The 3,916-nt window shown below is 58.0% G+C and carries 5 protein-coding genes; all 5 read left to right on the top strand.

Translation table 11 applies throughout. The annotated features are described in order from the left end of the window. Positions 1-65: 65 nt before the first annotated feature. The 5 genes from relB (at position 66) to FHR87_RS18675 (ending at position 3,862) form a co-directional block, all read left to right on the top strand. On the top strand, positions 66-260 hold the full coding sequence (gene relB, locus FHR87_RS18695) for a type II toxin-antitoxin system RelB family antitoxin (RefSeq protein ID WP_183168275.1): 195 nt from the start codon (positions 66-68) through the stop codon (positions 258-260). Continuing rightward, complete coding sequence (locus FHR87_RS18690) at positions 260-535, top strand: type II toxin-antitoxin system RelE/ParE family toxin (protein ID WP_183168274.1); 276 nt, start codon at positions 260-262, stop codon at positions 533-535. Before relB ends, FHR87_RS18690 begins: the two co-directional genes overlap by 1 nt. 845 nt (positions 536-1,380) lie before the next feature. Then, complete coding sequence (locus FHR87_RS18685; protein ID WP_183168273.1) at positions 1,381-2,313, top strand: integrase domain-containing protein; 933 nt, start codon at positions 1,381-1,383, stop codon at positions 2,311-2,313. Next, positions 2,313-2,624 carry a hypothetical protein gene (locus FHR87_RS18680; protein WP_183168272.1) on the top strand — a complete coding sequence of 104 codons (312 nt, stop codon included), beginning with the start codon at positions 2,313-2,315 and terminating at the stop codon, positions 2,622-2,624. Before FHR87_RS18685 ends, FHR87_RS18680 begins: the two co-directional genes overlap by 1 nt. A 410-nt stretch (positions 2,625-3,034) precedes the next feature. Next, positions 3,035-3,862 (top strand): replication initiation protein, encoded by an 828-nt coding sequence (locus FHR87_RS18675; protein ID WP_183168271.1) that lies wholly within the window; start codon positions 3,035-3,037, stop codon positions 3,860-3,862. The last annotated feature ends 54 nt before the right edge of the window (positions 3,863-3,916 follow it).

Below are 3,916 nucleotides of genomic sequence, written 5' to 3'. Positions count from 1 at the left end.
AGCTTCGAGACCGCTTGAATCGAATGTCTAAGGTAGACTGACAGCCATTGCCCCTGGAGATCACCATGAGCGCCCAACTGTCCCCCATCGTTTCCGAATTCGAGACTGAAGAGCAAGCGACCAGCTACGGCCGCTGGTTTCGCTCCAAAGTGGAAGCTAGTCTGGCTAACCCAGGTCCTGGCGTACCCCATGACGAGGTAATGGCCAGGATGGATGCCATCATCGAAGAGGCCGAGCGCAAGCGGCGAGAGCGTGCTTGATGCTGCCAGTCGTTTGGCTGAATGACGCTATTGCCGACCTAACCGGCATAGTGACCTTCGTTGCAGCAGAGAACCCTGGTGCAGCTCGTAAACTGAAAGCACGGTTAGAAACCGCTCCACTTCCGCTGGCCGAACACCCCTATCTGTACCCGATCGGTCGAGTATCAGGTACACGGGAAATAGTTGCCCATCCAAACTATGTCATTGTCTATCGTGTGACTGCTCAGCGGATTGAGGTCGTGAACGTCCTGCATGCTCGCCAGGAATATCCTTAGCAAACTTCGCTAAATGTCCCAAATGAGCAGGCAATATGTACGTCCTTGCGTTTTTCAGGTGGCGTGCGCTACGCTCGACATGCCTACTGGCCCATAGCCAGTGCAACGTGCGGTAGCTGGCCGCCAAAAACAAACAGCAGATTATTATCCAGTAGCAACACTACGGCTTTGGCCGTTCCCTCCAGAATCCGACGCATTGCGTCGATCTCAAAATCCGACTCACTCGTCGGCGGCATCTTTGTGCCGATAACACATACATAGATCCCTCTGGGTCCGGTCGACGATTACGAGCCGCTAGACGGTCGCAGCGCACCTCATTGTGCTGCCTCGAATCTGTCCCGCTGTAGCGATCTATCGCCTCCAGGTCACGCACAAGCCCGTCTCTGTGCTGGCACAGAGACGGGCGCTAGCCGCACCTCTAAATGCCGCGTCATTCGCAGCCTGGTGCGATTTCACGCCTCGCGTGAAATCGCGTGAAAAATACCAAAAATAGCCAATTCCTGACCATTTCGCGGACCGAGATCGGGTGCTCATTTGGGGTACTCCGTCGCCTGACCCAGCACTCGGGAGAAATGGAATTCGGCGCTATCAGGATCGTCCGGGACCCGCCGCCACCCACCCCAAACGGCTGCATAACAACGCCACGTCTGCCGCGAACGCATCGCGTGCGAGCAACACTCACCGCAAGCCGGGGGTTTTGGCGTTTGGAGAGCACCGCTGATGAGCCAAAACCTCCGGCGCGGCGGCGGTCCTCCACTCTGTTTTTTTTGCGAGCGGTGCTCGCTTATTTCCTGCCCGGGATGGGGGCAATAGGCGAGCTCGTTCGGGTGTTTGAGGATCGAGGAATGTCACGAAATTACAATTTGGGAACCCGCGATATGGTCAGTGCCGGGCGGATCGCCCTGGATCGTGCAGCGAGCCGGGGAGAGCTGTCGTTCTCGACTGCCGACACCGTTGCCGACCGCTGGGCGCAATTTGCCACTTACGCCAAATCCACAGGTGTGGGACGCATGGAGCGCATTTCGCCAGAGCTGGCGACAGCGTATGGGCAGGCAGTGGCCAGGCGGGTTGAGCGGGGCGAGTTATCGCCCGCCTACGCACAGAATCTGGTGTCGGCAGTAAACACCGTTCTCCACCAGGTGCGTGACGACTGGCGGAGTATCAGTCCTACGCGGGATTGCGCAATCCCGGAACGGTGTGCAATCCGTGATACACCCCCGGTTGGCATTGACCGCGAGGTGACGGGCCGGGCGCTGGACGTTCTGCGTGAGGCCGGTTACGAGCGAGCTGCCGCCGTGGCCGAATTGGCCCGCGAGCTGGGTTTACGGTCCAAGGAAGCGGCTTTGCTGGATGCAAGCCGCGCCCTGCGTGAAGCGCAGCAGCACGGAGTAATCACCCTCAGCGAGGGTACCAAAGGGGGGCGTGAGCGCTCGGTACCAATGACTGACGAGCGGCAAATCGAGGCACTCAGTCGAGCGGCGGCCGTCCAGAACGGCAACCGCAACCTTGTCCCCTCAGAACAAACCTGGGCGCAGTTTCGCGGCGGTGAGCTACGAGATGGCCGTGAGAGCCTCCAGGAGGCCCGTATAAGCGGTTATCACGATTTAAGGGCTGCCTATGCTTGCCAGCGCTACGAAGCGCTTACAGGGCTTCCTGGGCCCGTTCTCGGCGGTCTGATTCAAGATCGGCAGGTCGACCGCGAAGCCCGTGAGCAAATCAGCGCTGAATTGGGCCACGGACGGATTGACGTGGTAGCCGAATACATCGGGGGGCGCTGATGCGGATTGTGCAGGAGATCGAGCGTCTGACTCACAGCTATGTGCGCCATGGAGGCAAAACCAACCGACGGCAGCAACGCAGTCGAATGATCGCATTTGCCGAATTTTGTGCGACTGAGGGAGCCCGTGCGCTTGCAGAGGTGGGCGCGCGTTATGTGATCCGCTATTGGCGTGCTACACGACACCTGAGCGACACAACGCGCTACAACCATTGGCGTGCGTTGTGTGTGCTGTGGAAGCTGGCAGGCAAGCCGGGCGATCCACCTACCCCATGCCCTGGATTACCCGCAAGCGAAGCGCGCAGGCCGTAGGCAGCGCCGTGAAGGAGCGAAGAGCCGTTGCAGAGGGGGGTATGCGCCCGATGGGCGCTAGCTCGATCTATCTCGGCTCACAGCGACTGGAAGGGCGCTTGAAGTATCTTCAAACAACGAACTTACAGTTGAGTCTCTGAATGCTTTCTCGCGCCTTCAGGCGCTAAACAGCGGCCAGCGAAAGCTGGCCTCATAGGGATTTTATCCACAGGGGTTGCGCGCGCACGCGCGTATTTTTTTACTTTTAAATACTTTTAGGACCTCTGGAGGCCGCGTCAGCCGTGGGTTTCAGCGTTTAAAAAGGGAGGGATTCCTTGCCATAAAGGGAGGGATTCCTTGCCATAAAGGGAGGGATTCCTTGCTTTATGGGAGAATGGTATATTCTCCTAATAATTTAACCGGAGAGCTGAATGGAAACCCCTCCGATGGTTTATAAGAGCAATGCCCTCATTGAAGCGGCGTACAGGCTGAGTTTGCAGGAACAGCGGATCTTACTGGCCTGCATCAGCCAGGTGCGCCGAGATGAAGTTGTAACGGATGAGGTGCTGTACTCGGTGACGGCGGCCGACCTAGCTCAACTGTCGGGCACAGCCATCGAAGCCGCATACAGCGAACTCAAAACAGCGGCGTTGCGGCTCAAACGGCGTGAGGTGCGGCTCACCGAAGAACCTAACGGCAAGGGTCGGAAGCCAAAGGTGATGATTACCAGTTGGGTGCAGACAATCATCTACTGCGAGGGCGAGGGGCGGGTCGAACTACGCTTCACCAAGGACATGCTGCCGTATCTGACCGAGCTGACCCGGCAATTCACGAAGTACGCTCTGGCCGACGTGGCAAAGATGAACAGCGCCCACGCGATCCGCTTGTATGAGCTGTTGATGCAGTGGGATTCGCTCGGGAGGCGGGAGATCGAGTTGGATCAGCTTCGCGACTGGCTGCAGCTTGAAAGCCGATATCCGTCAATCAAGGACTTCAAGAAGTGGGTGATCGAGCCAGCAGTCGCCCAGATCAACGAGCACAGCCCGCTCCAGGTTTCATGGAGTCAACGCAAGACTGGCCGGCGCGTCACACATCTGGTATTCGACTTCGGCCCGAAAAAGCCCGCTAAGGTTTCTAGGAAGTCGCTAACAAAGCGAAATGATAGTGAATCTAATGCCGAGCTGGCAGCGCTGGCACGCCCCGGGGAGTCCTGGGAACAGCTTCGAGACCGCTTGAATCGAATGTCTAAGGTAGACTGACAGCCATTGCCCCTGGAGATCACCATGAGCGCCCAACTGTCCCCCATCGTTTCC

The organism is Azomonas macrocytogenes (assembly GCF_014191985.1).
GTDB classification, from domain to species: domain Bacteria; phylum Pseudomonadota; class Gammaproteobacteria; order Pseudomonadales; family Pseudomonadaceae; genus Azomonas; species Azomonas macrocytogenes.
This window is presented reverse-complemented; position numbering and strand designations above follow the sequence as displayed.

Bases quoted from the DNA above. Each gene is read 5' to 3' on its own strand.
- FHR87_RS18685 (WP_183168273.1), top strand. From the start codon at position 1,381: ATGTCACGAAATTACAATTTGGGAACCCGCGATATGGTCAGTGCCGGG.
- FHR87_RS18680 (WP_183168272.1), top strand. From the start codon at position 2,313: ATGCGGATTGTGCAGGAGATCGAGCGTCTGACTCACAGCTATGTGCGC.
- relB (WP_183168275.1), top strand. From the start codon at position 66: ATGAGCGCCCAACTGTCCCCCATCGTTTCCGAATTCGAGACTGAAGAG.
- FHR87_RS18675 (WP_183168271.1), top strand. From the start codon at position 3,035: ATGGAAACCCCTCCGATGGTTTATAAGAGCAATGCCCTCATTGAAGCG.
- FHR87_RS18690 (WP_183168274.1), top strand. From the start codon at position 260: ATGCTGCCAGTCGTTTGGCTGAATGACGCTATTGCCGACCTAACCGGC.